The following is a 25,719-nucleotide window of genomic DNA, read 5'->3' as shown; positions in this document are numbered from 1 at the left end:
GATAGCAGCGGGCCGTTCGGGCGAAGAATCGGGGCGGAATCGGGGGTGCACGGGTTCGTGATTCTCACATCCGCGGAGCGGGTCCTCCTCCACCTGCACGCGCAGCTGGGCGCGAAGGAAGCGGGTCGCGAGAGGACCCAGGCCGGGATCTCGGAAGGCGCGCACGTCCTGCGCAGCCATGTCCCGCGGACCTTGAAGTCCCTGATCGCGGAGGGACTCGCGGAGACAGGGCAGGCCAGGCTCCTCGGCCGGACCCGCAAGACGATCGTGTATGCGCTCACGCCCGCCGGCGTGGCGCGGGCCCGCGAGATCCTGGCGAGCGCGGACGCCCGGCCCGTCGAGGTGGACGGCCGCTCGACGACCCTCGGGGAGGCGCGGCGGTCCCTCGGCCTGACCGCCGTCGAGGCGCTCGCCGCGGTCGACGGCCGCGGGCGCCTCGCAGGACACGTGCCCCCGTCCGAGAACCGGGACCTCCTGCAGCGGGACGAGGAGCTTGCGTTCCTGCGCCGCTGGCGGACGGGCGCCGCGCGCGTCGCGGCCGTGTACGGCTCGAAGGGCATGGGGAAGACCGCCCTCGGCCGCGCCTTCGCCCGGACGGTCGACCACGTGGCGTGGATCGACCTCCGTCCCGAGGACACGCTGGAGAGCTTCGCGGCCCGGGTCGCGGAGGCCACCCACGCGGAGGTCGACGACCCGACGGACCCGGAGTCCGTCGCTCGCGCGCTCGCCGCGGCCTACGACGGCGGCACGCAGCTCGTGGTCGTGGACGGATACGGCGAGGCACCCGAAGGCGTTGTGGACGCCCTCCGATCCTTCCTGCGTCTCGCCCCGGCAACGCCGAACCCGAAGCTCCTCCTCCTCGCCCAGGAGACGACGCCGGCGTACTGCCGTTTCTACGGGGAGCCGGAGCGCCGCGGCGGGCTCGTCGTGGAGCGACACCTGAGGGGGCTCGACCTGAACGGGTGCCGGCAGATGCTCGCGAACCCCCGCATCCCGGAGGACGCGCTCCGGCGGATCTACCTGCTCACGAAGGGCTGCCCGCTGTACCTCCAGTACATCCGGGAGGGCGACGAGTACGGGCTCCGGCAGAGCAGCCGCTTCACGAAGGCGGAGACTCGGCTCCTGCTCTACTCGGGCGGCGCCACGCGCTGAGCTCGGATTTGGGGCCGCGGCCGGTTCGGCGGCGTCACGGGGGTGCCCTGGGCCGCCTTCAGCACGTACAGGACTTGGAACGTCTCGCCGGTCACGTTCCGCACGGGGGCCGCATGGATCATGCAGGAGATCAGCGCCCCGTTCCGGGCGCGCACCTGCAGCTGCTTGGGAGCCGGAGCGGGCGCGTGGCCCTCCCGGGTCCATCCCATCCCCGCCTCGGCCTCGGAGATGGCGAACACCTCGTGGACGCGACGGCCGCGGACCTCGGACGACTGCCATCCCAGGAGGTCTTCCGCGCCGCGGTCCATCTCCAGGATTCGGAGGTCCGGGCCTAAGGAGATCACGCCGTCCGCGAGGGAGCGGGCGAGCGCCTCGAAGCGCCGCCGCTCGATCTCGAGGGACTCGAGTCGGGACGCGCCGTCGAGCGCGACCGCGACCGAGGTCGCGATGCCCTGGATCACGTTGATCTCCTTGGACGTGAAGTAGTGACTCTGCGCGGAGTGGTCGAGCCACAACAGCCCGAGGACGCGGCCTCGGGCGACCAGGGGGACGAGGAGGGCCGCGCGGAGGCCCAAGCGCTTCACGACCCCGGGGGGCAGCGCGAAATCCTTGGAATCCGCCTTCACGAGCGCGGGGAGGCGGAGGACCAGGAGACGATGCGCGAGACGGGGCATCTCGGCTTCGGGGATCCGCAGGCCGTCGAAGGGGGTGCCCGAGGAGCCGGGGCCGAACGAGACCCAGCTCCGGAACTCCCGGCTGGACTCGTCCAGGGTGAGGACGGCGCAGCGGTCCACCCGGACGAGGCTCGGGGCGATGCGGACCACGGATTCGAGCATCTCGCGGGTGTCCGTGAGATCGCCGACCATTCCCGCGATGCCCAGGAGCGCGGCAAGGATCTGCGTCTCTGAGATTTCCTCCGTCAGGGTCACGCGTCCCGTGATGGCGGGGTCCGCGGTAAAGAACGTTTCCGGCTCGTTATCAGGCCGCAGTCCTGGCGCGAAACCGCTTTACCCTGAGGCAGGCATCGCCGCGTCGTGGAGACCGCGCGCCTCTTCCTCGCGATCCTCGGCCTCATCTTCGCCGGTGCGGGCATCTTCGTCGCGTGGACCTTCGACCGCATCGCGGGGCTCGCGGTGCTTCTCCTGGGCGCCTTCCTCCTCATCCTGCCGCTGATCACATACCACCCCGACGAATGAGGCGGGCGCAGCGTTTAATAGCCTGCCGGACTTCGGAGCCGCGTGTACCGCGTCTTCCGGGTTCCGCCGTCCAAGCTCGGGGCGATGGATGCCGTCTACCACGACAACGTCGCGGGCCGGCAGAGCATCACGGTCCGCGAAGCGCGCACCCTCGGCCTGGGCGGGGAGGGCAGCTTGGTCCTGGTGGAGGGGAGCGACGACGGCGTCGCGCGCGCCGCGGCGTTGCTGAAGGACAGCGGAACGGCGCTCACGGGCGCCCAGGCGGAGGCCGCCTACAAGGCGTTCCGGTCGCAGGACGAGGAAGCGGCCTCCGGGATGGGGTTCGTGTTCGGCGGCTAGGCCTCACGTCGACAGAAGATCGGCTTCCCCGGCGGCAATCGCGTGTGCGGGGAGGGGATCGAGTTCGCGCTCGAGCCACGCCACGAGCCGAGGATTCGCCGCGCGGGCGTCGACGAACACAACCAGGAAGCCACCCGCGAGTGTGACCTCGTCGTGGAGATCCGCGAGCGCGCGCTCGACCCGCTCGGCTCCGTTGTGCAGGACGAGGTATCCGAGGCAGTCGAGGAGGACCCACCCCGAGCCGTGCTCGGCCACGAAGGCGGCCGCGGCGGCGCGGAGATCGCCAAGGCGCTTGGGATCGACCGTGTCGTCCGTGCCAGCCAGGGGGGTGACGCGCAGCACACGCCCGCCATCGCTCAACGAGTCCGTCGGGCGTTCGGTGATCCACAGAAAGGGGCGGCGAGCGCCGGCCAGAGATTCCTGGAAGGCGACGATGTCCTCCGCGGAGCCGAGGGCGACGTAGCCGAGCCCCCGCTCTGCGCGCGGGCCGATGATGTTCTCCCCCTGAATGCCCAGCGTGAGGGCTCTGCCCCATCCGCCTCACCCGACTTAAAGGCCGCGGTCACCCGCGCTTGAGCGCGGCGTGCGGCGCTCACAGAGATTTGATTTTGTCCGCGACGAAAGCACGGATCTCCGCGTCGTCGGGGATGGTCAAGGACCGCTTGAACCGTTCCGTCTTGTCCGGCAGGTAGTACCCGCGGGACACGGAGATGAACTCGTTCGTGCCCTCCGCCGTGGTCGCCCGCTTCCGGGCGATCTCGAGGAAGTTGTTCCTGCCGAAGTTGATCTTCTCCGCCCGTATTGTCTCGAACTTCACGTCCGCATTGCGTCTTCCTCTGTCTTCGTCATCCATTCCGAGTCCTCCGTGACCGAGGGCGACCCCGCCGGGATGCGGGGAGGACGCGCGGAACGGTCGGACGTCATATAAACGTTCCCGGTGCCTCTCCGGCAAGAAGACGTGGTCATCCGGATACCGTGCCGCGCTTCGACGGTCGGCGACCCGAACCGCCAATCATTTAATAGGGCCGACCCATCGGTTCGCTGTCCATGACGTGTCCCCGCTGCGGAGCCGTGTCCGAGGGGAACTTCTGCCCGCGCTGCGGCGCCCCGATGGCCCCGCAACCGCCCGCCCCGGCCCTCGGGGTCCGCTGTCCCCGATGCGGAACCGTGTACCAAGGGAACTTCTGCCCGCGGTGCGGCCTGCCCGCGGGGACGGCGGCGTACGCACCCACGCCCGTGGTGCGCTCCCCCGCCTCGGGCGTCCGTAGCGTGCTCTCCATCCTGTGGACGCTCTCCCTCGTCGGATTCTTCATCTTCATCGCGCTCAATTTTGCGGGACTTGTCCTGAGCCCCGCGTACGTCGCCCCAGGAATCCAGGGGATCGCGCACGGGGAGAGCGTGAACCAGAACCTGAGCGCCGGGAGCGCGAACTGGACGTTCGTCTCCCTGGGCACCCCGGCCACCACGGGGACGTTCAACGCGACGGGAGGGAGTCCCGGAGGGGCGCTGGAGATGACGCTCCCCGCGGGCACCAACGTCGGCGGGATGTGGGTCCAATCCGTCCGACTCGCGGGCTCCGCGCCCTGGTTGGCGGAGGTCAACGTGAGCTATCGGGTGCAGGCGGCGTCCTCCCTCCGTGGGCGCCTCGTCGTGGCGGTCGAGTCCGTTCCGACGGGCCTCAACGTGAGCGACGCAGCCGCGTTGATCGGCGTCAACGCCTCCACGCCCTGGAGCTTCACGGGTCCTGTCGACGTGAGCGGGGCGATCGCTGGGTCGGGCACGTACTACCTGAAGGTCGCGTACCTCGCGTCGTCGAACGGCGGGTCCACGGATATGTTCGTCAATCACATCCGGATGGCGTGGACGACGGACGCGGTGTTCTACTTCTACCTGCCCGTGCCGCTGCCCCAGCTCCTCTACCTCATCTACCTGTCCCAAGACCCCGGCCAGTTCCTTGCGTACTTCGTGTTCATCGTGGGCGCGATCCTCGCCGCGGGGGCCTGGTACTCCTGGAGGGACCGCAAGCTCACGCTCCGAACCTTCACCGCGCCCCTGGAGGCCCTGGGCACGCGGCTCCGGAGCATGTCCGCCTGGGTCGCCGTGGCCCAGGTCTGGATGGCGACCATGTTCTTCCAGTACGCCCTGATCCTCATCCTCGCGGCGGCGGGCTCGCCGCCGACCTCGCCGTTCACGGAGACGAGCACGAACGCGTGGGTTCTTCTGTTCGACTATTCCGCGGCCTCCGTGTACGAGGAACTCGCGTTCCGCGCTCTGCTCATCGGCGTGCCCATGGCGGTCGGCGCGTTCCTCCTGCGATGGTCGCAGGGCCGCGGGGTGGCCTCCGCGAACGCGCAGGGCGCGCCCCGCGCGAACGTCCTGGGCGGGCTGCGGTATCTCTGGGGGGGCCAGCTGCGCAAGGACTCGCCGAGGGAGGCTCAGCTCGCCGCGTGGATCCTGGTCTTTGCCAGCGCGCTCCTGTTCGGGCTCGCGCACGCGCCGGGCTGGGGATGGTGGAAGGTGCTCCCCGCGTTCGTCGTCGGACTGGGCATGGGCTACGTGTTCGTCCGGCACGGCATCGGGGCGGCCATCCTGCTCCACTTCGCCACGGACGGGTCCCTGGCCCTCTCGCTCGAAGGGGTCGGCGGCATCGGCCTCACCGTGGTATCCGACCTGCTCTTCCTCGGGCTCGCCATCGCGGGTGCGGGATTCTTCGCCTGGTACGTCCTGTACGGCTGGGAGAAGTTCCAGGATCTCTGGGCGCGGTTCAGTTCCCGAATCGTGCGGCAGCCCGTCGGGACCGCGGCGGGTCCCGGCCTGCCGCCTCCCGGGACGGGCGGGATGGGACCGTCTTCGGGGAGCGCCCAGGTCTCGTACTACGTGCAGCCGGCGCCCCCAACGCCACCGACCGGGTACGCGCCCGCGCCTCCGGGCTGGCAGGCACCGCCGATGGCCGCGGCCCCGCGGAGCGTGGGCCCGCTGCCTTTCGGGTACGTCCCCACGTACCACCCCGCGCCCTACGGCTATCCTCCCGTACGGTTCCAGTGCCCCTCCTGCGGATGGGTCGAGGCCAAGTACGAGAACCGGCGGTTCACGTGCCTTCGCTGCGGCCGGACGGCCTGAGCTCGCGGTGCACCGTGCTCTCCGCGACGTAGTCGATGACCGCGTCGAGGTCCTCGGATTCGATCTCGACCTCGATCTCGCCGAGGGGCGAGCCCACGGCGAAGTTCACGACGCCCCGGAAGGCCGCCTGCTTGCTCAGCGCGACCCGCGTCCGATCCCGGAACCGGCCCGCGAGGAACTGCCCCCTCGCCGTGTCGCGGATCCTCTGGGCGCGGATACGCTCGCGCAGGGTGTCCAGGGAGCTCGTCGTGCCCACGACGCGGTCGTCCGCGGGTCCGAACACGAGGTCGGGGAACAGGTTCAGGACCGCGCGGCGGACTTTGGCGGGGTCCTCCGTGGGCCGGCACGGCGCCTCGACGCGGACGCGCAGCACGCTGCCCCATTCTCCGCCACGGCTATAATTTTCGTGACGGGCCAGGGGCTCGGGACGAACCTTATTTATCCGACCCGTCGCAATGTGCGGGCGGATGCGGGAAGAGCTTTTGGCGCTTGTGAGCAAGCGAGGCACGTTGCTCGAGCCCGCGGCCGTGGAGTACCTGCTCACGCAGGCGGACCCGGTCGGCCCGCTCGACCGCTTCTTGGCCTCCTGCACGGAGGTCCCGTTCGTGATCACGCTGCAGGACATCGTCCGTGCCGCGGACATCGGGCGGACCGCGGCGGGCCGCGCCGCGACCGTGACCCTGTCCTTGCCTCCTCCCGCCAGTCTCGCCCCCGACGTGATTCCGCGGTCCCTCCCCGTGGCGGCCTCGTTCCGTCGCCAGGGAGCCGTGGGCGGCGACCACGCGCCGGATGTGGCGATCCTCCGGGACATCACGGGACGATCCACCTGCGAGGGCACGCTGGAGGACTTCACCCGCTACTTCCGGAACCGCTTCGAAACCCTCTCGCGGATGTTGCGAACCCGGCGGGAGTTCGGAGGCGCCCAGGACATCTCCCGCGCCCGCCGCTCGACCCGGGAGGTGCGCTTCCTCGGCATGGTCTCCGACATCCGGCCCACGAAGAACGGGCACCGGATCCTGGAGCTCGAGGACGCCACGGACCGCATCTCCGTGCTGGTCCCCTCGAACTCCCCCCAAGCCGGCGAGACGTTCGTGATGGACGAGGTCGTGGGCATCGTGGGGAAGGTGAACGACCGCGGACTCGTGATCGCGGAGTCCGTCGTCCGCCCCGACATCCCCGTCGTGAAACCGTTCCGCGGTATCGCGGACCACATCCGGGCCGCCTTCATCTCCGACGTGCACGTGGGCAGCCGGACCTTCCTGGACGAGAAGTGGTCCAAGTTCACCCGCTGGATGTCGAGCGACGACGAGGTCGCGCGCTCCCTGCGGTACCTGCTCGTCGGCGGCGATGTCGTGGACGGCATTGGCGTGTACCCGCGGCAGGACGAGGAACTCGCCATCGACGACATCTACGGACAGTACGAGGCGCTCGCGAAGATGATGGCCGAGCTCCCCGATCACGTGACCGTGGTCATGATTCCCGGGAACCACGACGCGGTGCGACCCGCGGAGCCCCAGCCCGCACTGCCGCAGCCGATCCGGAAGCTGTTCGACTCGAACCTGATCTTCGCAGGCAACCCGAGCCTCGTGAGCCTGCACGGGGTCAAGGTCCTCGCCTACCACGGGCGGTCCATGGACGACTTCGTGTCGGCAATCCCGGGGATGAACTACCACCGCCCGCTCGATGCGATGCGGGAGATGCTCAAGATGCGCCACATGGCGCCCATCTACGGCGGCAAGACGCCCATTGCCCCGGAGGCCGAGGACCACCTGATCATCGACCCCGTGCCGGACATCTTCGCGACCGGCCACGTGCACAGCGTCGGGGTCGACACGTACCGGGGCGTGGTCCTCGTGAACGCCTCGACGTGGCAGGCCCAGACCCCGTACCAGAAGATGAGGAACATCGAGCCCCTGCCCGCGCGCCTCCCGATCGTGGACTTGGCCACGGGACAGGCGGCGATCAAGGAGTTCTGAGCCGCGGATAGCTTCATCGCCCGCGGCGCCTTCCGACCGGCCCGTGCGGATCGCCGCCGTGGGGGACATCCACGGGCACGAGAACCTCGCGCCCTTCCGGGAGGACCTGGCGCGCCTCGGGGACGTGGATCTCTTCCTCCTGGCCGGGGACATGACGGAACGGAACGACCTGGAGGCGTTCGGCGAGGTGGTGGGCGCCATCCGCGCCCGCGTGCGCGCCCCGATCTGGGCGGTCTTCGGGAACAACGAGTACGATCACGACCGAGCCACGTACAGCTCCCGGTACGCGGGCCCGATGGGCATCCGATTCCTGCAGGACGAAGCCGCCGAATTCGCGGCGGCGGGAACCCGTGTCCGGATCGTCGGGAGCCTCGGGAGCCTGGATCGCCCCACGTACTGGCAACGGAAGAACATGCCCCACTTGGAGACGGAGTACCGCAAGCGGGTCGAGAGCCTGGACCGTCTCCTCGCGGGCGAGGAGCCTCGGATCTTGCTGACGCACTATCCGCCCACGTTCGTCACCATGGGAGGGGAGAAGGAGGCCTGGCGCCCGGAGCTCGGCTGCAAGGCCCTCGAGACCGTGCTCCTCCGGCGGCGCCCGACCCTGGTGATCCACGGGCACATCCACAAGGGCATTCCCTTCGCGGAGCTGCGCCCGCCCAGGCAGACGCTCGACGCGTACGCGGACCCTTCGGGAACGGTGGGCGTCCACAACGTGGCGTATCCGGTCCGGAGGGCCATCTCCCGCTTCGAGCTCTGACGCCGCCCCGAGGGACCTTTATAGCCGGGAGGACGTTAGGCGCGCACCCATGCCGAAGGAGGAACCCGCTCCCCGGACGCCGAAGGAGGAGGACGGGGACGGCTGGAAGTCCTGGGTCCGCGACATCGCGATCGCCGTCCTGATCATGGCGGTCATCCTCGGGGCCATCTACGCGTACACGGGCGTCTGGCCGCCCCTGGTCGTCGTGGAGAGCGACTCCATGCAGCACAGCGCCACAACCTCGTACGTCGGCGTGATCGACACGGGCGACCTCGTCTTCGTGCAGGCGGCCCCGACCCGCGCCGACGTCGTCACGTACGTGCAGGGGCGTGCGACGGGCTACGCGACGTACGGGGACTACGGGGACGTGATCATCTTCCGCCTCTTCAACCGCCCCCAGGATACCCCGATCATCCATCGGGCCATCCTCTACGTGATCCCGAACGGAACCTCCACCGCGGACGTCCCCGACCTCGGCCGCCTCCCGCCTCAGGACTGGGTGGGGACGGACGCGGCGGGCCGGTCGACCCACGTGCCGTACCACCTCGAATCGGTCGAGATCTTCGACATGGGGTACCGCCACCTGAACGTCACGTTCGTGTTCTCGGACGTCGCCCAGTTCTTCTTCCGTGGCCCCGGCTACGTGACCATGGGGGACCACAACGCGCCCACGTACGATATCGGCTGGTTCCCGATCCAGGGGGACATCATCGGCCACGCCCGCGGCGAGATCCCCTGGTTCGGGCTGATCAAACTCCTCCTCTCTCCCTCGCCGAACTGCTGCCAGGGGTGGGGCGATCCCAGGGCCCCCGCGAACAGCTGGACCAATCTGGCCCTCAGCATCGCGTTCCTGATCGCCCTCCCGTTCATCCTGGAGGCCCTGGGCTGGGTATGGGGCAAGTATGCGTGGCCCAGGCTCCGGCCGCTGCTCCGCCGCAGGGCGAAGCCGGAGCGACCCGAGGAGCCTGAAGCCCCTCCCGAGGACCTCTCCGACGAGGACACGGAGGACGAGCCTAAAGAAGGGTCGTCTGGACCTTGAGCCGGTACCCGCGGGCCTCCGCGAGGACGTCGTCCTTCTCGAGAGCCTTCTTCACGTCGAGCAGGGGCACGGAGGCCTGGATCTCCTTCGTCCGGCCCGCGCGGCCGAAGCTCTTGACCCGCGCGTGGACGAGGCCGAGCATGTCGAGCTCGGAGATCAGGTCCGTCACCCGGCGCTGGGTGAGGGGCGTGACCCCGGTCTTGCGGCAGAGCTCGCGGTACGTCGTGTAGACTTCGCCCGTCGTCAGCTTCGTGTTCCCGATCTCCTCATTCAGGAGGACGCACAGGAGGATGAGTTTGGACTGCGTCGGGAGACTCTTGACCGCCTCGAGGACCGTGTCCAGCTCGATCTTGCTCTTCGCCTTCTGCACATGGTCGTCCGAAAGGTGCTCGTCGCCCTGGCGCTCCGCGAGCTCCGCGGACACACGGAGCAGGTCCAGGGCCCGGCGCGCGTCCCCGTGCTCCGAGGCCGCGAGGGCCGCGATCAGGTGCAGGACCGCATCCGGGGCCGTCCCGTTCTCGAACGCGAGGTGGGCGCGTTCCGCCAGGATGTCGTAGAGCTCCTCCGCGTTGTACGGCGGGAAGACGACCTTCTCGTCCGCGAGGCGCGACTTCACGCGAGGGTCGAGGAACTCCGTGAACTTGAGGTCGTTCGAGATCCCGATGAGGGAGACGCGGGCCTTCGTGAGATCGTCGTTGATCTTGAGCAGCTGGTACAGGAGGTCGTCCCCGTTCTTGGAGATGATCTTGTCGATCTCATCCAAGACGATGATCACGACGCGCTTCTCCTCGTCGAGCTTCTCCCGGAGCAGGTTGTACACGCGGTCCGTGGACAGACCCGTGAACGGGATGCGCTGGTGGAAGTTCTCGATGAACCGGTTCCCAATGCTCTGGAGGACCGCGTACGGGGTGTCGACGATCTCGCAGTTCAGGTAGAGGTAGGAGACCATCCGCGCGGCGTCCGCCTTCCGGAACTCGTTCTCGATGTACTTGACCACGGCCGTCTTCCCGGTTCCCGTCTTCCCGAAGATCAGGATGTTGCTGGGCCGCTCGCCGCGGAGCGCGGTCGCGAGGATCTGCGCGAGCTGATCGATGTAGCCCTCCCGGTGGGGCAAGCGCTCGGGAATGTACGCGGGACGCAGGATCTCCCGGTCCATCTTGAAGAGGCTCTTGGTGCTCAGGTACGGTTGAAAGATGCTTTCCTCCATGGACTCGCTCCCCCTGCAGCGAGAATGGGGCCACATCGCCCGGAGAAAACGGCGCGCACAGACACATTTCCCCTCGGGCGGGACGCGGGTATCCGACGGCTCGCACATATAGGTTTGCGAACGCCGCGGGCGACTTACGTCGGCCGACGACACTCGGATTTTTATCGACCACGTTCTATGATAGGAACGGTCGAAACGACGTGAGAAAGTTCAACCTCGACGCGACACGACATCCGAGCCTGACGCGCCGACCCGCGCTACACGATCATGCAGTCGGACGACGGGGTTCGCCGTCCTTCGAATCGTCGCGCGCGGATGGCCGCAACGGGAGGGACACGCCCTTCGCCTTGATCGCCACGGTGCCCACGAAGACTGCGGTCCCCGTCACGACGACGAGCGGGCCCGGCTGGATGTTCGTCAAGGCCGCAAGGGCGATCCCGGCCGCCGCCGTGACCATCCCAAGCACGGCACTGAGGAGTGCGTAGTGCGCCAGGCTTCGGCTCACATTCTTCGCCGACACCGCCGGAAGGATCACCACTGCCCCGACGAGGAGCATGCCGACGACCGTGATTCCCGCGGCCACAACGAGGGCCACCAGGAGCAGGTAGAGGAAGTCCACCCGGCCGACCTTGACCTTCTTCGCGATCGCGAGATCCTCCGAGATCAAGCTCAGGATGACCGCGTGGTAGATCCAACGGCCCACGACGAGGATGCACAAGGAAATCCCAATCGCGAGCAGCGCGTCGAACAGACCCACGCTCGCGATGTCGCCGAACAGGGCGTCGAGGAGGTCCGCCGTCGGCGTGATGAGGATGCCGACGGCGAGGGCGAACACGAAGAGCACGCCGATCACCGCATCGAGCGGGAGCCGCGTGGAGCGTTCGAGGAACCACGTGGCCACGACGGCTGCGAACAGAAACACGAAGGCCCCGAAGAACGGGTAGAAGTGAAACAGGAGTCCGAGCGCGATTCCGGGCAGGGCGACATGGGAGAGCACGTCTCCGACGAGCGCCATACGCTTCAGGATCATCAGCGAGCCCACATAGCCCGCCGCGAGGCCGACGACAAGCCCCGCGACGAGGCTGTACACCACGGAATCGCTCACGGAGGGACCTCCCCGTGGCGATGCTCGGCAAGGATCGTCCCGCTGCCAAAGATGCGGATGAGAAGGTCCGGATCCGAGAGGCCTCGGGAGGGCCCCGAATAGATGACGCTCCCGTTCAGGGCGAGCGCCGTGTCCGAGTACGCCATCACGTTGTGTATGTCGTGGGACACGAGCAGGATCGACATCCCGCGCTCCTTCTCGATGCGGTTGAGCGTCTCCAGGATGAGGTCCTCCGCGCCGACATCGATGTGGGCCGTGGGCTCGTCCACCAAGAGGACGTTCGGGTCGTCGACGAGGGCCCACGCGATGAGGACGCGCTGGAGCTCGCCCCCGGAGAGAGTGCCGAGCCGCTCGTCCAGGATGTTCTCCTGGTCTAGCCCGCACATCGCGAGGCACTCCCGGTAGTTCCCGGATTGGTTCAGGGAGAGGAACTCGCGGACCGTGATCGGGACGTCGGTCACTGTGAAACTCTGGGGGACGAGGCCGATCCGGACGCTGGGTGCCCAGGAGACGGTCCCCGTGTGGGGGACGAGGCCGAGGAGGGAACGAAGGAGGATCGTCTTGCCCGCCCCATTGGGGCCCACGAGCGCCAGGGTGGTCCCTCGCGGGAGCGTGAAGGAGATGTCCCGGAGCACGGTACGGCCCTCGAGGACCACGCCGAGACGGGACACGGTGAGCACGGTCTGGGCGTCGGCGGGGCCGGGGCAGAGGGCGGGCAAGGGCGTCCCGCGCGCGGACCCGCTCGGGGGACGCTCGGTTCGAGGCGTCAACACGGTCCGCGATGCGACACCGTGTTATTTAAAACCTGGTGATTCCTTAATAACCCTTCATATAGGCGGGACGCGTTGCTTACTATCCGATGCCCATAATCAGCGTGAGCATGGACGACGCGATCCTGCGGAACCTGGACGAGATCGCCCAGCGACGGAAGTACCGGAGCCGGAGCGAGGCCGTCCGCGAGGCGTTGCGGGAGTTCATCGACGTGTCGGAGTGGGGGCACGCCGGAGGACAGGCGTCCGTGATCCTCGCCGTGATCTACGAGAAGGGGAACCCCAAGGCGGACCTCGCGATCCTCCAACACCGCTTCGACGAAATCCGGACCATGCTCCACACGCACCTGAACGAGGTGGACTGCCTCCAGATCTTCGTGGCGGAGGGGCCGACCGCCCGCCTGAAGGACCTGATCGGCCACATCCGGCGCGTGAAGGGCGTGAAGCAGATCAAGTTCATCCAGACGGCCACGGCCCGGTGAGCATCAGCCTTATTGCGCCTCGACGGAGTACCGAGGCCGATGGAGAAGCGGCTCGCCTACTCGTACGGCCGCGCGCTCGTCCTCTCCCGCCTCGCCCTGTTCGCGATCGCCTTCGTCCTCGTCGGCGGGCTGCTTGCGTTCGCACCGCGGTTCCCCCTCCTACCGGCCGCCCTCTTCCTCGGGCTCCTGGCGTTCGCCCTGCTCCTGTTCGCGGTCTCGCCCCTCCTGACCCAGCACTGGCTCACGCGGTCGCGGCTGATCCTGCGCCAGGGATGGTACTTCCGCATCATCCTGCCGTTCTCCGAGATCGTGACCATCGTCGCCCCGGACGAGACGGCGCCCCTCCGCGTCCCCCTCGGGATCCACCGGCCGCTGGGCCAGACCACGCTCTACGTCACGGGCGGGAAGGCGGGACTCCTGCTCGCCCGCCTGGACCGCCCGCGGCGGTTCTGGTCGTCCTTCGGGCTCGCGGCCACCCAGATCGTGTTCGACGTGGACGACCGGGAGGGCTTCCTCCGAGCGTACGGGGAGCGCCGGAGCCTACTCCCGCCAGTCCAGCCCGACCGTGCGGACGCCGAGCTTCGGGATTAGGGCCATCTTGCGCTTGTGCACGCCCGCGTCCACGAGCCCCTGCACGTGCCGCACGCAGTCCAGGGAGACGTTCGTCTTCTCCGCGATGACCTCGGGCTCCATCTGGAGCTCCAGCCCCAGGAGGATGCGGTCCAGCTCCTCGTAGGACAAGCCCAGCTCCCCCTCGTCGGTCTGTCCGGGCCACAGCGCCGCGGTCGGGATCTTGTCGACGATCCGCTTCGGCAGACCGAGGTGCCGGGCCATGGCGCGGACCTGGGTCTTGTAGAGGTCGCCGATGGGCAGGAAGTCCGCCGCCCCGTCGCCGAACTTGGTGAAGTACCCGGTCAGGACCTCGCTCCTGTTCCCGGTCCCGACGACGACCCGATCCTCCGTGTTCGCCACGAAGTAGAGGACGATCATGCGCGTGCGCGCCCGAAGATTCCCGCGCGCCACCCGGTCGGAACGGCCGGGCCGGAGGTGGGCCTCGAGAGCCGCGACGAACGGGGCGATGTCGATGACCCGGAACCCGACGCCGAGGTCGTCCGCGTAGGCGCGAGCGTCCTCGAGGTCCTTTCCCCCCTTTCCGTCCGGGAGGGCTAGGGCCAGGACGCGCTTCGCGCCGAGGGCGTCCGCGCAGAGCCGGGCGACGAGCGCGGAATCCACGCCGCCGCTCAAGCCCAGGACGACGCCACGCCGCCGGCTCGCGGCGACCTGGTGGGCGATGAACGACTCGATGAGCGCGACGTGCTCCTCGCGGAACCTCGGCACGAGGTCGGCCATCGGCGGTCGAAGCGGGCTGCGGGAGATAACCCTTTCTGGCGGGCCGCGAAGCCTTTATCGCGGACGCCTCCTTGGACCGCCGCCCATGAACGTGAACGAGGCCACGCTCCTCATCGCGGACGAGTACAACCGCATGGCCGAGACGTACGACCGGGTCGTCGCCCCGCGGATCGAGCCCATCGCGAAGGCCGTCGCGGAGCTGATCGCGCCCAAGGCGGGCGAGATGATCCTCGACGTGAGCACGGGCACGGGCCTCCTGGCGTGCCTCCTCGCACCCCGGACGGCTCCCGCACAGTTCGTGGCGATCGACCTGGCGGAGGAGGCCCTGCGAGTCGCCTCGTACCGGGCCGGGACCGCGGGAATCCGAAACATCCGGTTCGAGATGATGGACGCCCGCAACATCGTGTACCGGAGCAAGCTCTTCGACGCGGTCGGAAGCAACCTGGGCATCCCGAACCTGGGGTACGACCGCACGTTCCACGAGGTCCACCGGCTCCTCAAGCCCGGGGGCCGCTTCGTGTTCAGCGAGTGGGACGCGAAGCTCCCTCCTGCGACCGCCGCGTACCTGGAGCTCCTGGAGAAGCATCGGACGACGACGCCCTCGAAGACCTTGGTCCAGCTCCGGGAGGCGATCGCCCTGAACCGCACGGCCCCGGAGGCGAAGGACCTCCGCGACGCCGCCGCGGTGGGGAGGAAGCTCGAGGCGGTCGAGTTTTCGGACGTCCGGGATGTCGTGCGGACGTTCCCCGCGCACTTCACGGGCGCGGCGGACCTGATCGCCTTCGAGACCGCGTGGGGCTGGGACGAGCGTGAGCTAGCGGAGATGACGCCCGCACAGCGCAGCGCCTTGGAGGCGGAGCTCGCGGAACGCGTGAAACCGTGGATGGGCCCCGCGGGTTTGGACGTGACGTGGACGGTCCATGTCACGATCGCGCGAGCCTGAGGCGGTCCCGCGGACCAAGAACGTACGAAACGCTCAATAACCTGCGCCGCCTCGAACGCCCCACTCCATGTCCGACGTGCCCATGGTGCGCGCGGTGAACGCCGAGAAGGTGTACAACTCGGGACCTGTGACCGTCCACGCGCTGCGCGGCGTGAGCCTGGACATCCCGCGGGGCGAGATGGTCGCCATCATGGGACCGTCCGGGTGCGGTAAGACCACCCTGCTCAATTGCTTCTCGGGCCTCGACGATCTGACGTCGGGGGACGTGCGCATCGAGGGCGTGTCCCTCGCCTCCATGGACGACGACGCAAAGAGCCGGTACCGGTCGCGGCGCATGGGGTTCGTGTTCCAGTCGTACAACCTCCTGCCCGTCCTCACCACCGTGGAGAACGTGGAGCTGCCGCTCCTGGTCGCCAAGGCGCCCGCGAAGGAAGCACGCCGGCGCGCGCTCGCCCTCCTGAAGGCCGTGGAGCTCGAGGGCTGGGAGGACCACAAGCCCGCCCAGCTCAGCGCGGGCCAGCAGCAGCGGGTCGCCATCGCCCGCGCCCTCGTGAACGACCCCGCGATCGTGTGGGCGGACGAGCCCACGGGCAACCTGGACTCGGAGACGTCGACGCAGATCATGGATCTGCTCGTGCGCCTGAACCGGGAGCAGGGGCAGACCCTGGTCCTCGTGACCCACGACGCCACGGTGAGCTCCCGGGCGCACCGGATCCTGAAGATGCGGAACGGGCAGATCGTCGAGGAGCAGCGGCTGAGGTGAGCGCGTGGACGTCGCCCTGATCGCGCTGATCGGCCTGGTCGCGGGGCTCGTCCTCGTGCTCGTCTTGCTCGGGCTGCGGCCCCTCTTGGCCCGCCTGGCCGCGCGGAACATCGCGCGGCGGAAGACCCGTGTGGCCATCGTGATCGCGGGGCTCCTCGTGGGCACCGCGATCATCTCCTCGAGCCTCGTCGTAGGCGACACCCTGCGGTCCATCTTCCTCCAGGACGTGTACACGCGCCTGGACGCGATCGACGAGATGGTCTGGAACTCGTTCAACGGGAACCTGTACTCCTTCCCGCAGGCGTACGAGACGCAGATCGCCACGAACCTCGCCCAGGTGGGGGCGCCCGTGGATGGGGTCGCGCCGCTGCTCCTGAAGACGATGCCCGTGCGGAACATCGCCGGGAACAAGGGGAACCAGGCGATCACGGTCATGGGGCTGAACGGGAGCGCGGAGCGTGGGTTCGGCGCCCTCACGACCCTCGCCGGCGCGTCGGTCGACGTGAACGACCTCGGTCCGTCCCGGGTGTACCTGAATCAGGAGGCCGCGGGTGACCTGAACGCGACCCGGGGCCAGGACCTCACCCTGTTCTACGGCACGACGAATCGTACCCTGGTCCACGTCGTCGTCCAGGACCTCGTCCTCTCCCAGGGCAAGGCGGCGTACCAGCGGGACCCGATCATCATCATGGATCTCGCCCTGGCTCAGTCCGCGTTCAACGAGACCGGGGCGATCAACGCGATCAAGGTCTCCAACACGGGCGGCGTCGAGGACGGGGTCGCGTACACGGACGCCGTCGTGCAGGACCTCCGCCTGTTCATCGCCCAGCAGCACTGGAACCTGGGCGTGGAGCCCGTGAAGCAGGAGGGGATCGACGGCGCGACCCAGATCGGAGCGCAGGCCACGGAACTCTTCCTGGTCATGGGCGCCTTCTCCATCGTCGCGGGCGTCCTCCTCATCGCGAACATCTTCGTCATGCTTGCGGAGGAGCGGAAGCAGGAGATGGGGGTCGCGCGCGCCCTGGGCTTCCTGCGGCGGGAGCTGTTGATCACGTTCGCCCTCGAGGGGACGTTCTACGCGATCACCGCGGCGGCGATCGGCGCCGCGACGGGCGTGGGCCTCGGCTGGGTCATGATCTGGATCTTCGACAAGGTCGTGCCCCACGGCAACGTCCCCGTGACGTTCGCGTTCGAGGACGGCAGCGTGCTCCTCGCGTTCGTCGCAGGCGCCGCGCTGACCTGGGCCTCCATCCTCCTCGCCTCCTGGCGGGTCTCGCGGCTCAACATCGTCCACGCGATCCGGGATCTCCCGGAGCCCGGCGGCCTCGCCCGGTCGCGGCAGATGGCCGTCGCGGGAGGGCTGCTACTCCTCGTGGGCGCTGCGCTCTCGTGGTGGGGCTGGACCGCGGACACGGGCCTCGGGAAGATTCCGGGGCTGCCCCTGGCCGCCGTGGGGATCGCCCTCGCGTTCGCGGCGGACCACGCGCGGCTCGGCTTCACCCTGGCCTCCGGGTTCAACATCGCCTGGCTTCTCGGTCCCTTCGGCCTCGTGAACCCGGCCACGGACAACATCTCCGTGGCGTTCGTGACCACGGGGCTCATCCTCGTGGGCTCGGCCATCCTGATCGCCGTGTTCAACGTGAGCGAGGTGTCCCGCGCCCTCCTCCGGCGCGCGAGCCGGGACCGCGGCCGGCCCGTCCTGCGTACCGCGGTCTCGTATCCCATGGACAAGCGCTTCCGCACGGGGATGACGATCGCCATGTTCGCCCTGATCATGTTCATGATCACCCTGATCTCCATGGTCCAAGGGCTCGAGCAGTCGAGCCTGAACGAGTTCGTCGCCCAGCAGAGCGGAGGCTACGACGTCGTCGCCTACACGACGAGTTACGGGACGATCCCGAACTTCCGGGCGAGCCTCATGGGGAACTTCTCGGAGAGCGAGTTCCTGAACGGCTGGAACGGGGTCGCGAGCGCGAGCGTGCTCCCCGCGAAGCTCCAGGCCGTCGGCGGCAATCGGACGTACGACTACACGCTCTGGGGCGTGGACAACTTCCTCGTGAAGAGCAACCAGTACGGGTTCTACAGCAACTTGCCGTACGTCACGGACGCGAACGGGACGCGGCACGAGCTCCAGAGCCGCACGGACGTCTGGCTGGCGCTCCGGGAGAACCACAGCCTGGCGATCATCGACCGGAGCGCGGCGGGCGTGAACCAGTTCGCCCCGGACCCGAACCGCCTCCAGGCCGTGCCGGGGGACCGGATCCGGGTCTTCGATCCGACCGGGCATGCGGTGAACCTGACCGTGGTGGGCATCCTGGAGCAGTCCCTCCAGTTCACCTCCGGGGTGTTCGTGGACATCAACGCGACGGAGACCGTGTTCCCCGCGGCCGAGCAGTACACGGCGTACTTCTTCCAAGTCGCCCCCGGGACCGACGTGACCGCCCTGCGGACGCAGCTCGAGCAGGTGTACTTCCCGTACGGGCTCCAGACGATCGACATCCGGGAGCAGATCGGCCAGGCGTTCGACTCGACCCAGGAGGTCCTCACGCTCATGGAGGCGTACCTGGGCATCGGCCTCCTCGTCGGGATCGCGGGGCTCGCGGTGGTCACCCTCCGCGCGGTGGTCGAGCGCCGGACGCAGATCGGGGCGCTCCGGGCCATCGGCTTCACGCGGGGCATGGTCCTCCGGATGTTCCTCCTGGAAATCGCCCTGATCGCGGTCCTCGGCGTAGGGATCGGCGTGGGCCTCGGGATCGTGTTTGCGTACAAGGTGTACCTCGTGTACTTCGCGGGCGTCATCACGTTCAGCGTGCCCTGGGTGAACCTGGGGATCATCGTGGGCATCGCGTCCGCGGCGGCCGTGGCGTGCACGGCCCAGCCCGCGATCCGCGCGTCTCGGCTCCCTCCCGCGGAGGCCCTCCGGTACTCCGAGTGAGCAGAGTGCGTCGTCGCCAGGGCGCCCCGCTCGGGTGTACCTCTACTCGGAGGTACGCGGCCCCGCGACGAGCCGCTCGATCGCGGCCCGCCTCCTCGCGAACTCGCCTTCGGCCCGGCGGTGGTAGGCGAGCATCCGCCGAAGCAGCTCGCTCCGCGACCGCTCCGCCTCCACGCGGCCCACGTAGTCCTCGCGGCGCACGGACCGTCCGCCGTCCCGCTCGTAGTGCCAGAAGTAGAAGTACCGCCGTCCGTCGAAGTCGCGGATCCGCGCCCCGCACCCGATCTCCATTTCATACCTCTAAGTAGAGGTATATCGCGGGAGGGCTTGTACCTTCCGGCGGGGTGGCCGAATCCCCGTCGGGGCGCCGCGGAACAAGCCTTTTATGGCCCCCGCGCTCTCCGACAGGACCATGGCGGAGCCGAAGCTCCGGGAGACAAACTGGGATCCCAAGCTCGAGGAGTCCCTCCTGGCCACGTGGGCCCGGGAGCCCGAGCTGTATCGCTTCGCCCCCAGGACGGGGCAGTCCGTCTACGTGATCGACACGCCGCCGCCGTACCCCAGCGGATCGTGGCACATCGGCGCCGTCATGGCGTACTCGATGATCGACATGCTCGCCCGCGCCCAGCGCATGCTCGGGAAGGCCGTCCTCTTCCCCTTCGGCCTCGACCGGAACGGGATCAACATCGAGCGCACGGTCGAGAAGAAGTCCGGGAAGCCGCTCCACCTCTGGGACCGGGAGGCGTTCATCGCGGAGTGCCGCAGGGAGATCGAGGCGATCGGGAACGGGCTCCTCGAACTCGCCCACCGGGCCGGGATGTCCGCGGACTTCGACCACGTGTACTTCACGGACTCCGACGCGTACCGCGCGTACAGCCAGGCCGTCTTCCTGGAACTCTGGCCCCGCGGCCTCTTCTACCGCGGCGAGCGGCCCACGTTCTGGTGCCCGCACGACGAGACGCCCCTCGCGGAGGCGGACATCGAGTACGAGGACCGGCCGTCCCAGCTCGTCTGGATGCAGTTCCTACTGGAGGGCGGCGGCCATCTGCCCATCGCAACGACGCGGCCCGAGCTGCTGGCGGCCTGCCGGGCAGTCATCGTCCATCCGGACGACGAGCGCTACCGGGCGATCCAAGGGAAGACCGCGAAGGTCCCCCTCGTCGGCCGCAGCGTGCCCGTCGTGGCCCACGCGATGGCGAGGCCGGAGTTCGGAAGCGGCGCAGCCATGATCTGCTCCTACGGCGACAACGTCGACCTCGTGGTGTTCCGCGAGCTGCGCCTCGAGCCCGTCAAGGCGATCGACGAGCGCGGGCGCATGACCGAGGCCGCGGGCTCGCTGAAGGGGCTCAAGATCGAGGCGGCCCGCGCCAAGGCGATCGAGGAGCTCAAGGCCCACGGCGCCCTGGAGAAGGTCGAGCCCCTCGCCCACAAGACGCCGATCTGCTCCCGATGCCAGACGCCGATCGAGTTCATCTCCTCGGACGCCTGGTACCTGAAGCAGCTCGAGTTCCGCGACGAGCTGAAGAAGCTCGCAAACGCGATGGACTTCCATCCGGCGAGGCATCGGCAGCTCCTCCTGGACTGGATCGACTCCCTCACGATCGACTGGCCCATCTCCCGCCGCCGCTACTACCACACGGAGATCCCCCTCTGGTACTGCAAGAAGTGCGGCGAGGCCCTCGCGCCCCCTCCGGGAAAGTACTACCGGCCCTGGAAGGACCCCGCGCCCTTCACAGCGTGCCCCAAGTGCAAGGGCAAGGCCTTCGTCGGCGAGGACCGCGTGTTTGACACCTGGATGGACTCGAGCTGCTCGAACCTCTTCGTCTCCGGCTACCGCAGCGACGCCACGTTCTTCGCCGCGAACTTCCCCGTGAGCCTGAGACCGCAGGGGCGCGAGATCGTCCGGACCTGGCTCTACTACACGACGCTGAAGTCCTGGCTCGTGCGGCGCTCGAAGCCCTTCCAGACGGTGTTCATCCACGGCCTCGGCCTCGACGCGCACGGGCGCGCCATGCACCGCACCCTCGGCAACGTAATCGACCCCTGGCCCTACATCCGCAAGCACGGGGCCGACGCGATCCGCTTCTTCGCGGCGAGCGAGACGAACCCTGGGGACGACTTCCGCATCAACGTGGACAAGATCGGCGGCGCGGGGAAGTTCCTCACGAAGCTCTGGAACATCGCGCGGTTTGTCTCCTCGTTCCCGGAGCCCCATGCCGGGAAGCTCTCTCCCGCCGACGAGTGGATCCTCGCGGAGCTCAACCGCCTCATCGAGGACGCACGGGGCGCGTACGAAGAACTGAACCTGTTCCTCCCGTCCAATCGCGCTCGGGATTTTCTCTGGAACCTCTTCGCGCCCCACTACGTCGAGATGGTCAAGGCCCGCGCCTACGAAGGTGACGCGGGTGCGGTCTGGACGCTCCACACGTGCCTGCGCGGGCTCTTGCAGGTCCTCGCGCCCATCGCGCCCTTCTCCACGGACCTGATCTGGCGCGAGGCGTACGGGGGCAGCGTACACGCCGAGGTTCTGCCCCTGCCCCGCGACGGGATCCCGGCGTCGCGGCTCGAGCTCACGGAACCGCTCGTGGCCTTCAACTCGGAGATTTGGAAGCGCAAGCGGGAGAAGGGGCTGAGCCTGAACCTCGAACTCTCCGGCGTCTCGATCCCCGAGGAGCTGAAACCCTTCGAGCCGGACCTGCGGCGGATGCACCGGCTCGCGTAGCGGCAACTGCCTCAGAGGCGGGGGATGTCCGCGCGGCCCGTCGCGAGCACCCGGGCCAGGTCCGCCCGCGTGATGATCCCGACGACCCGGCCCGCGTCCACCACGGGGAGGCGGTTCACGTCGTGCTCGATCATGGCCGCGGCCACGGACTCCAGGGTGTCCGTGGGCTTCATCGCGACGACGTGCTTCGTCATCACCTCGGAGACCTTCGAGGCTCGCAGACGGCGGTAGACCTCCTCGACCGCGACGTGCTCGCGCTCTCCCAGGAACGCGAGCAGGTCCAAGGCGTGCACCTGGCTCGTCAGGTACCGCTTGCCCAAGGTCTCCTCCGCGAGCTGCTTGAGATGTCGGAGGATGTCCGACTCGCTCAGAATCCCGAGGAGACGTCCGCGCGCATCGACCACCGGGGCTCCGCTGATCGCCCGCTGCACGAGGCGCTCCGCCGCCACCTCGAGGGTCATGTCCGGGGTCAGGGTGACGAGGTCCCGCGTCATCACATCCGCGGCCCACACGGACCCCGGAATCCACGAGACCCTACTTGATGTTGGCGAGCCGGCGTCCCTCAGCCCTTGCGGAGGATGATCGTGAGGACGTCGGAATCCCGCAGGACGTGGTCCAGCCCCACCTTCTGGCCGGGGAACTGGGCGCTCGCGCCCCAGACGTTCGCGTACCGGAACCGCCGGCGCCAGTCGCGGTGGATCGAGTCGCACACCATGCCCACGTCGGAATGCTCCTTCACGATGAGCGGCTCCGCCATGTCCGCTTCCATGCCCTGCGGCTTGAGGAAGACGCGCATGAACCGAAGGGTGTCGTAGATCTCATCCTTGAGCTTCGTGAGCCCGATCTCCTTCTCCGCGGAGATGGGCAGGAGCTTCCAACCGCTGAGCTTGGCCTGGAGGGCCTTGAGGTAGTCCTGCCCGACGAGGTCGATCTTGTTCACGACGACGAGCGCCTTCGTGTACACGCGGTTCCCCGCGAGCACGTCGATGAGCTGATCCTCCGTGACGTCCTGCCGGACGACGACCACGCCGTTCAGGTAGCCCCACTCACGGCACACGTCCTCGATCATCTCCTTGTCCATCTTCGTGAGCTTGACCGTGGTGTTCACGGTCAGGCCGCCGCGGTTCGCCTTCGCCAAGGTGACGTCCGCCGGCCGCTCGTTCAGGCGGATCCCCGCAAGGTAGAGTTCCTCCGTGAGCACCTGGACGTTCGTCTCGAACACGTCGATCATGAGGACGATGAGGTCGCACGCGCGGGCCACGGAAAGGACCTCGCGACCGCGGCCGCGGCCCTTGGACGCACCGCGGATCAGGCCGGGCATGTCGAGGACCTGGATCTTGACCCCGCGGTGGTCGAGGACCCCGGGGATCACGTCCATCGTGGTGAAGTCGTAGGACCCCACCTTGCTCTCCGCGTCCGTGATCTGGTTGAGCAGGGTCGACTTGCCCACGCTCGGGAACCCGACGAGGCCGATCGTGGCGTTCCCGCTTTTCTTGACCGCGTAGCTGACGCCCGAGCCGCCGGACTTCAGTCGGCGGAGCTCCTGCTCCGCCTTGAGCCGCGCGACCTTCGCCTTGAGCTTCCCGATGTGGTGCTGGGTCGCCTTGTTGTACGGCGTCTTCTGGATCTCGTCCTCGATGGACTTGATCTGCTCCTCGATCGTCGCCATCCGTGCGATCGGAGACAGCCCGCGGCCCGAGAAAAAGATTCCTGGGGTCCGCGATCACCACATGGTCCGGATGCTCTCCGGCTCAAGTCCCTTGACCGCGTACAGGACGAGCCGGCGACTCCGCGCGCGGTATGCGGAGAGGTCGAGGCCGCCGAGCACGCGATGGATAGGCAGCCCCGCCGCGTCGAACAGCTCCTTGAGCTCCGGGAGCGTGTACGCCCGCACGGATCCGCGGTGCTCCCGCGTGCCCTCCCGGTCAATCACGATCTGCCGCGTGTCGTAGCGGCCGAGGAGCACGTCGAACGTGTCCTCCTGGAGCACGACGCTGCCGTCCTCCCCGACCCGCCAACCTTGGAGCGGGAGCTCGTACGCCAGGGACTCCCGATTGAACCGCTCCATGAGGAACTTGCCGCGGGGCTTCAGGGCGTGCGCGACGCCCTCCAGGACCTTGCGATCCTCCCGGACCGTGTCGAAATACCCGAACGAGGAGAACATGTTGATCACCGCGTCGAAGGCGCCGCGGAACCGGAGGTCCCGCATGTCTCCCCGCACGAAGGTCGCACGGGCCTTCGCGCGCTTCGCGTCCGCCCGGGCGCGGTGCAGCAGGTCCTCGGAGTAATCGAATCCCGTGACCGCGTAGCCCCGCTTGGCCAGCTCGATGGAGTGCCGCCCCGCGCCGCACGCGAGGTCGAGGATCCGGCTCCCCTTCCCGAGATGGAGGATCTTCTCGATCCCGTCGACCTCCTCGCCCGTGCGCGCGAGGGTGTGCTCGTACTGCTTCAGGTAGTCGGGGCCGAAGAACGATTCCCACCAGCGACGGACGGGCCTCGCCACGAGTCTCCCCCGACGTCGCGCGCCATGGGCGACCCAGGGCAAGAAGCTTGCGCGGCTAGGCGTTCGTGATCCGCGTGCCCGCCTTCGCGTCCGCGGCGTCCGCGAGGTGCTCCAGGTCCGTGACCACGGCGACCTCGCCGCCGGTTTCCAAGAAGTCGATGGCGGCCTGGACCTTGGGTCCCATGGAACCCGGAGGGAACTGTCCCTCGGCAAGATGCTTCTTCGCCTCCGCGACGGTCATGTGCTCCAGGAAACGCTGGGTCGGCCGCCCGAAGCCGAGGGCGATCTTCTCCACGTCCGTGGCGATCAGGAGGACCTTCCATCCCAGGACGCGCGCGAGGACCGCCGCGCCGAGGTCCTTGTCGATCACCGCCTCGACGCCCACGAGGCGGCCGCCCCGGCGGACCACGGGGATCCCGCCACCGCCCGCGCAGATCACGACGTGGCCGTCCCCGTCGCGGACGAGCCGGCGGATCGTGTCCTTCTCGATGATGTCGATGGGTTGCGGCGACGGCACGACGCGCCGCCAGCCTCCCCGGGCCTGGTCCTCGACGAGCTTCCAGCCCTTCGCGCGCTTCACGATCAGGTCCGACTCCCGCGTGTACAGAGGCCCGATGGGCTTCGTCGGGTCCTTGAACGCGGGGTCGTTCCCGTCCACGAGGGTCTGCGTGACGAGGACGACGACGCCGCGCTCGACGCGCCGGACCGCGAGCTCGTTGTGCAGGGCCTGCGCGAGCAGGTAGCCGACCTGCGCCTGGCTCTCTGCGCCGCACACGTCGAGCGGCATGGCCGGAACGAGGTCGCGGGCCTCCTCGTTCTGGAGCAGGATGTTGCCCACCTGGGGCCCGTTGCCGTGCGTGACGACGAGGTCGTGGCCCGATTGCACGAGGTCCGCGAGCTTCGCCGCGGTCTCCTCGATCCGATGGCGCTGCGCGTCCGCGGTGCCCCCGTCCCCGGGGGGCTGGATCGCGTTGCCGCCAATGGCCACGACGAGCTGCTTCGCCGGCATGGGAGAAGTGCGCGCTATTCGGACGACCCTATAAGAATCTTAGGTGTCTAGTAACCCCCACTCCATGCGGGAAAAGAGGGTACGGCTCCCAGGCCCGCTGTTGCGGGTCCTTCCGGCGCCCCGTCACGGGGAGGGGGAGCCGTCCGCGGCCGTCGACAGGCGGTTTGGTGACCGGGTTTAAAGGATATGCGCAACGAACAATCTGGCGACAGTCGGGGCACACAGGTCGTGCAACCGGGAGACTCGGTTTATATCCCAGCGGTCCGTTGCAGACGTCGGAAGCATGGTTCTGGGCTTGATGCTCTTCTTGGGTGCTGGAGCTTCTAAGCCCTTTGGCCCTCCGACGAT

General features: G+C 68.5%; 26 protein-coding genes. 13 read left to right on the top strand and 13 right to left on the bottom strand.

Annotated features, from left to right (window positions below; all coding sequences use genetic code 11):
- Positions 1 to 57 precede the first annotated feature (57 nt).
- The gene (locus tag VEY12_02640) at positions 58 to 1,152 is read left to right on the top strand and encodes an ATP-binding protein (protein HYM39029.1); all 1,095 of its coding nucleotides are present in this window, start codon (positions 58 to 60) and stop codon (positions 1,150 to 1,152) included.
- Here the strand turns inward: VEY12_02640 and VEY12_02635 are convergent.
- The gene (locus tag VEY12_02635) at positions 1,128 to 2,081 is read right to left on the bottom strand and encodes a GAF domain-containing protein (GenBank protein ID HYM39028.1); all 954 of its coding nucleotides are present in this window, start codon (positions 2,079 to 2,081) and stop codon (positions 1,128 to 1,130) included. The genes VEY12_02640 and VEY12_02635 overlap by 25 nt on opposite strands.
- A gap of 105 nt (positions 2,082 to 2,186) precedes the next feature.
- On the opposite strand from VEY12_02635, the gene VEY12_02630 reads away from it, so the two are divergent.
- Both VEY12_02630 and VEY12_02625 read left to right on the top strand, forming a co-directional pair.
- On the top strand, positions 2,187 to 2,348 hold the full coding sequence (locus VEY12_02630) for a hypothetical protein (protein HYM39027.1): 162 nt from the start codon (positions 2,187 to 2,189) through the stop codon (positions 2,346 to 2,348).
- 42 nt (positions 2,349 to 2,390) lie between these two features.
- Positions 2,391 to 2,687, top strand: coding sequence for a hypothetical protein (locus tag VEY12_02625; protein ID HYM39026.1), 297 nt, complete (start codon positions 2,391 to 2,393; stop codon positions 2,685 to 2,687).
- 3 nt (positions 2,688 to 2,690) lie between these two features.
- Here the strand turns inward: VEY12_02625 and VEY12_02620 are convergent, their stop codons facing one another.
- Both VEY12_02620 and VEY12_02615 read right to left on the bottom strand, forming a co-directional pair.
- Positions 2,691 to 3,029 (bottom strand): DUF835 domain-containing protein, encoded by a 339-nt coding sequence (locus VEY12_02620; protein ID HYM39025.1) that lies wholly within the window; start codon positions 3,027 to 3,029, stop codon positions 2,691 to 2,693.
- Between the two features lie 250 nt (positions 3,030 to 3,279).
- Positions 3,280 to 3,540, bottom strand: a complete 261-nt coding sequence (locus VEY12_02615) for a hypothetical protein (GenBank protein ID HYM39024.1) — start codon at positions 3,538 to 3,540, stop codon at positions 3,280 to 3,282.
- 194 nt (positions 3,541 to 3,734) lie between these two features.
- Here VEY12_02615 and VEY12_02610 point away from each other — a divergent pair, with 194 nt between their 5' ends.
- Positions 3,735 to 5,807, top strand: a complete 2,073-nt coding sequence (locus VEY12_02610; GenBank protein HYM39023.1) for a CPBP family glutamic-type intramembrane protease — start codon at positions 3,735 to 3,737, stop codon at positions 5,805 to 5,807.
- Here VEY12_02610 and VEY12_02605 read toward each other — a convergent pair.
- The gene (locus VEY12_02605; GenBank protein HYM39022.1) at positions 5,776 to 6,180 is read right to left on the bottom strand and encodes an RNA-binding domain-containing protein; all 405 of its coding nucleotides are present in this window, start codon (positions 6,178 to 6,180) and stop codon (positions 5,776 to 5,778) included. The genes VEY12_02610 and VEY12_02605 overlap by 32 nt on opposite strands.
- Positions 6,181 to 6,274: 94 nt before the next feature.
- Here VEY12_02605 and VEY12_02600 point away from each other — a divergent pair, with 94 nt between their 5' ends.
- The 3 genes from VEY12_02600 to VEY12_02590 are packed head-to-tail and all read left to right on the top strand — an operon-like array spanning position 6,275 to position 9,582.
- Positions 6,275 to 7,783, top strand: coding sequence for a DNA-directed DNA polymerase II small subunit (locus VEY12_02600; GenBank protein ID HYM39021.1), 1,509 nt, complete (start codon positions 6,275 to 6,277; stop codon positions 7,781 to 7,783).
- A 43-nt stretch (positions 7,784 to 7,826) separates the two neighbouring features.
- Entirely contained in the window at positions 7,827 to 8,543 is a 717-nt protein-coding gene (locus VEY12_02595; GenBank protein HYM39020.1) for a metallophosphoesterase, read from the top strand.
- Between the two features lie 49 nt (positions 8,544 to 8,592).
- A complete protein-coding gene (locus VEY12_02590; protein HYM39019.1) occupies positions 8,593 to 9,582 on the top strand; it encodes a S26 family signal peptidase in 990 nt (329 codons plus the stop codon).
- Here VEY12_02590 and VEY12_02585 read toward each other — a convergent pair.
- From VEY12_02585 to VEY12_02575, 3 genes are all read right to left on the bottom strand, one after another.
- Positions 9,557 to 10,789: an ORC1-type DNA replication protein gene (locus tag VEY12_02585; protein HYM39018.1), complete on the bottom strand. Its 1,233-nt coding sequence runs from the start codon at positions 10,787 to 10,789 to the stop codon at positions 9,557 to 9,559. The two genes, VEY12_02590 and VEY12_02585, sit on opposite strands and share 26 nt — an antisense overlap.
- A gap of 265 nt (positions 10,790 to 11,054) precedes the next feature.
- Positions 11,055 to 11,894 carry a metal ABC transporter permease gene (locus tag VEY12_02580; protein HYM39017.1) on the bottom strand — a complete coding sequence of 280 codons (840 nt, stop codon included), beginning with the start codon at positions 11,892 to 11,894 and terminating at the stop codon, positions 11,055 to 11,057.
- Positions 11,891 to 12,667, bottom strand: coding sequence for a metal ABC transporter ATP-binding protein (locus VEY12_02575; protein ID HYM39016.1), 777 nt, complete (start codon positions 12,665 to 12,667; stop codon positions 11,891 to 11,893). Before VEY12_02575 ends, VEY12_02580 begins: the two co-directional genes overlap by 4 nt.
- An 86-nt stretch (positions 12,668 to 12,753) precedes the next feature.
- Between VEY12_02575 and VEY12_02570 the strand changes: the two genes are divergently transcribed.
- Both VEY12_02570 and VEY12_02565 read left to right on the top strand, forming a co-directional pair.
- Positions 12,754 to 13,146, top strand: coding sequence for a CopG family ribbon-helix-helix protein (locus VEY12_02570; GenBank protein HYM39015.1), 393 nt, complete (start codon positions 12,754 to 12,756; stop codon positions 13,144 to 13,146).
- Positions 13,147 to 13,185: 39 nt separating this feature from the next.
- On the top strand, positions 13,186 to 13,737 hold the full coding sequence (locus VEY12_02565) for a hypothetical protein (protein HYM39014.1): 552 nt from the start codon (positions 13,186 to 13,188) through the stop codon (positions 13,735 to 13,737).
- Here VEY12_02565 and VEY12_02560 read toward each other — a convergent pair.
- Complete coding sequence (locus VEY12_02560) at positions 13,687 to 14,496, bottom strand: NAD+ synthase (protein ID HYM39013.1); 810 nt, start codon at positions 14,494 to 14,496, stop codon at positions 13,687 to 13,689. The two genes, VEY12_02565 and VEY12_02560, sit on opposite strands and share 51 nt — an antisense overlap.
- Before the next feature lie 85 nt (positions 14,497 to 14,581).
- Here VEY12_02560 and VEY12_02555 point away from each other — a divergent pair, with 85 nt between their 5' ends.
- From VEY12_02555 to VEY12_02545, 3 genes are all read left to right on the top strand, one after another.
- Complete coding sequence (locus tag VEY12_02555) at positions 14,582 to 15,439, top strand: class I SAM-dependent methyltransferase (protein ID HYM39012.1); 858 nt, start codon at positions 14,582 to 14,584, stop codon at positions 15,437 to 15,439.
- 67 nt (positions 15,440 to 15,506) lie between these two features.
- The gene (locus VEY12_02550; GenBank protein ID HYM39011.1) at positions 15,507 to 16,202 is read left to right on the top strand and encodes an ABC transporter ATP-binding protein; all 696 of its coding nucleotides are present in this window, start codon (positions 15,507 to 15,509) and stop codon (positions 16,200 to 16,202) included.
- Positions 16,203 to 16,206: 4 nt separating this feature from the next.
- Positions 16,207 to 19,137, top strand: coding sequence for an FtsX-like permease family protein (locus tag VEY12_02545; GenBank protein ID HYM39010.1), 2,931 nt, complete (start codon positions 16,207 to 16,209; stop codon positions 19,135 to 19,137).
- Positions 19,138 to 19,179: 42 nt separating this feature from the next.
- On the opposite strand, the gene VEY12_02540 is transcribed toward VEY12_02545, so the two are convergent.
- Complete coding sequence (locus VEY12_02540) at positions 19,180 to 19,428, bottom strand: hypothetical protein (GenBank protein HYM39009.1); 249 nt, start codon at positions 19,426 to 19,428, stop codon at positions 19,180 to 19,182.
- Between the two features lie 121 nt (positions 19,429 to 19,549).
- Here VEY12_02540 and VEY12_02535 point away from each other — a divergent pair, with 121 nt between their 5' ends.
- The gene (locus tag VEY12_02535) at positions 19,550 to 21,859 is read left to right on the top strand and encodes a valine--tRNA ligase (protein ID HYM39008.1); all 2,310 of its coding nucleotides are present in this window, start codon (positions 19,550 to 19,552) and stop codon (positions 21,857 to 21,859) included.
- Positions 21,860 to 21,870: 11 nt separating this feature from the next.
- Here VEY12_02535 and VEY12_02530 read toward each other — a convergent pair whose 3' ends face one another.
- Genes VEY12_02530 through arcC form a run of 4 tightly spaced genes read right to left on the bottom strand, consistent with a single transcriptional unit; the run spans position 21,871 to position 25,371 of the window.
- On the bottom strand, positions 21,871 to 22,371 hold the full coding sequence (locus tag VEY12_02530) for a CBS domain-containing protein (GenBank protein HYM39007.1): 501 nt from the start codon (positions 22,369 to 22,371) through the stop codon (positions 21,871 to 21,873).
- Positions 22,372 to 22,421: 50 nt separating this feature from the next.
- On the bottom strand, positions 22,422 to 23,528 hold the full coding sequence (locus VEY12_02525) for a GTP-binding protein (GenBank protein HYM39006.1): 1,107 nt from the start codon (positions 23,526 to 23,528) through the stop codon (positions 22,422 to 22,424).
- A 54-nt stretch (positions 23,529 to 23,582) separates the two neighbouring features.
- Positions 23,583 to 24,362: a methyltransferase domain-containing protein gene (locus tag VEY12_02520; GenBank protein ID HYM39005.1), complete on the bottom strand. Its 780-nt coding sequence runs from the start codon at positions 24,360 to 24,362 to the stop codon at positions 23,583 to 23,585.
- A gap of 55 nt (positions 24,363 to 24,417) precedes the next feature.
- Complete coding sequence (arcC, locus tag VEY12_02515; protein ID HYM39004.1) at positions 24,418 to 25,371, bottom strand: carbamate kinase; 954 nt, start codon at positions 25,369 to 25,371, stop codon at positions 24,418 to 24,420.
- Between the last annotated feature and the right edge of the window lie 348 nt (positions 25,372 to 25,719).

This window comes from Thermoplasmata archaeon (assembly GCA_035632695.1).
Taxonomy (GTDB): domain Archaea; phylum Thermoplasmatota; class Thermoplasmata; order RBG-16-68-12; family RBG-16-68-12; genus RBG-16-68-12.
This window is presented reverse-complemented; position numbering and strand designations above follow the sequence as displayed.

Excerpts from the sequence above, each read along its gene's own strand:
- VEY12_02550 (HYM39011.1), top strand. The coding sequence starts at position 15,507 with ATGTCCGACGTGCCCATGGTGCGCGCGGTGAACGCCGAGAAGGTGTAC.
- VEY12_02540 (HYM39009.1), bottom strand. The coding sequence starts at position 19,428 with ATGGAGATCGGGTGCGGGGCGCGGATCCGCGACTTCGACGGACGGCGG.
- VEY12_02615 (HYM39024.1), bottom strand. The coding sequence starts at position 3,540 with ATGGATGACGAAGACAGAGGAAGACGCAATGCGGACGTGAAGTTCGAG.
- VEY12_02590 (HYM39019.1), top strand. The coding sequence starts at position 8,593 with ATGCCGAAGGAGGAACCCGCTCCCCGGACGCCGAAGGAGGAGGACGGG.
- VEY12_02610 (HYM39023.1), top strand. The coding sequence starts at position 3,735 with ATGACGTGTCCCCGCTGCGGAGCCGTGTCCGAGGGGAACTTCTGCCCG.
- VEY12_02525 (HYM39006.1), bottom strand. The coding sequence starts at position 23,528 with ATGGCGACGATCGAGGAGCAGATCAAGTCCATCGAGGACGAGATCCAG.
- VEY12_02585 (HYM39018.1), bottom strand. The coding sequence starts at position 10,789 with ATGGAGGAAAGCATCTTTCAACCGTACCTGAGCACCAAGAGCCTCTTC.
- VEY12_02555 (HYM39012.1), top strand. The coding sequence starts at position 14,582 with ATGAACGTGAACGAGGCCACGCTCCTCATCGCGGACGAGTACAACCGC.
- VEY12_02535 (HYM39008.1), top strand. The coding sequence starts at position 19,550 with ATGGCGGAGCCGAAGCTCCGGGAGACAAACTGGGATCCCAAGCTCGAG.
- VEY12_02560 (HYM39013.1), bottom strand. The coding sequence starts at position 14,496 with ATGGCCGACCTCGTGCCGAGGTTCCGCGAGGAGCACGTCGCGCTCATC.
- arcC (HYM39004.1), bottom strand. The coding sequence starts at position 25,371 with ATGCCGGCGAAGCAGCTCGTCGTGGCCATTGGCGGCAACGCGATCCAG.
- VEY12_02570 (HYM39015.1), top strand. The coding sequence starts at position 12,754 with ATGCCCATAATCAGCGTGAGCATGGACGACGCGATCCTGCGGAACCTG.
- VEY12_02600 (HYM39021.1), top strand. The coding sequence starts at position 6,275 with ATGCGGGAAGAGCTTTTGGCGCTTGTGAGCAAGCGAGGCACGTTGCTC.
- VEY12_02565 (HYM39014.1), top strand. The coding sequence starts at position 13,186 with ATGGAGAAGCGGCTCGCCTACTCGTACGGCCGCGCGCTCGTCCTCTCC.